The organism is Corynebacterium sp. NPDC104732 (genome assembly GCF_055583565.1).
Window position 1 is genome coordinate 1 of sequence record NZ_JBVJNS010000037.1, and the last position, 1,362, is coordinate 1,362.

Genomic DNA, 1,362 nt, shown 5'->3' on the forward strand with positions numbered 1-1,362 from the left:
AAGGCAGGTGTTTTCATTATCGGCCAATTAGTACCAGTCACCTCCACACCTTACAGCGCTTCCAGATCTGGCCTATCAACCCCCTAATCTAGAGGGAACCTCAAAAGAAACCTTATCTCAAAACAGGCTTCCCGCTTAGATGCTTTCAGCGGTTATCCCTTCCGTACGTAGCCAACCAGCCATGCACCTGGCGGTACAACTGGCACACCAGAGGTACGTCCGTCCCGGTCCTCTCGTACTAGGGACAGCCTTTCTCAAGTTTCCACGCGCGCGGCGGATAGAGACCGAACTGTCTCACGACGTTCTAAACCCAGCTCGCGTGCCGCTTTAATGGGCGAACAGCCCAACCCTTGGGACCTACTCCAGCCCCAGGATGCGACGAGCCGACATCGAGGTGCCAAACCATCCCGTCGATATGGACTCTTGGGGAAGATCAGCCTGTTATCCCCGGGGTACCTTTTATCCGTTGAGCGACACCACATCCACAAGTAGGTGCCGGATCACTAGTCCCGACTTTCGTCCCTGCTCGACCTGTCAGTCTCACAGTCAAGCTCCCTTGTGCACTTACACTCACCACCTGATTGCCAACCAGGCTGAGGGAACCTTTGGGCGCCTCCGTTACTCTTTAGGAGGCAACCGCCCCAGTTAAACTACCCACCAGGCACTGTCCCTAACCCAGATCATGGGCCGAGGTTCAAGGTATCTACTACGATCAGAGTGGTATTTCAACAACGACTCAACAACACCTAGCGACGCTGCATCACAGTCTCCCACCTATCCTACACAAACCGCACCAAACACCAATACCAAGCTATAGTGAAGGTCCCGGGGTCTTTTCGTCCTGCCGCGCGTAACGAGCATCTTTACTCGTACTGCAATTTCACCGGGCCTGTGGTTGAGACAGCAGGGAAGTCGTTACGCCATTCGTGCAGGTCGGAACTTACCCGACAAGGAATTTCGCTACCTTAGGATGGTTATAGTTACCACCGCCGTTTACTGGGGCTTAAATTCTCCGCTTCGGTATTACTACCTAACAGGTCCTCTTAACCTTCCAGCACCGGGCAGGCGTCAGTCCGTATACATCGACTTCACCGTCTTCGCACGGACCTGTGTTTTTAATAAACAGTCGCTTCCCTCTATTCTCTGCGACCACAACCAGCTCACACCGAAAAGACGATCACCAGCCATGGCCCCCCTTCTCCCGAAGTTACGGGGGCATTTTGCCGAGTTCCTTAACCACAGTTCACCCGAACGCCTTAGTATTCTCTACCTGACTACCTGTGTCGGTTTCGGGTACGGGCCGAATATGCACATCGCTAGAGGCTTTTCTCGACAGCACAGGATCACCAACATCAACCAAAA

The 1,362-nt window shown here is 53.5% G+C and carries 1 rRNA gene (only partly in view); it reads right to left on the reverse strand.

The features are described from left to right. Positions 1-7 precede the first annotated feature (7 nt). Positions 8-1,362: ribosomal RNA gene (locus ACZ6ZO_RS12740) — 23S ribosomal RNA — on the reverse strand; it runs 1,786 nt beyond the window's last position.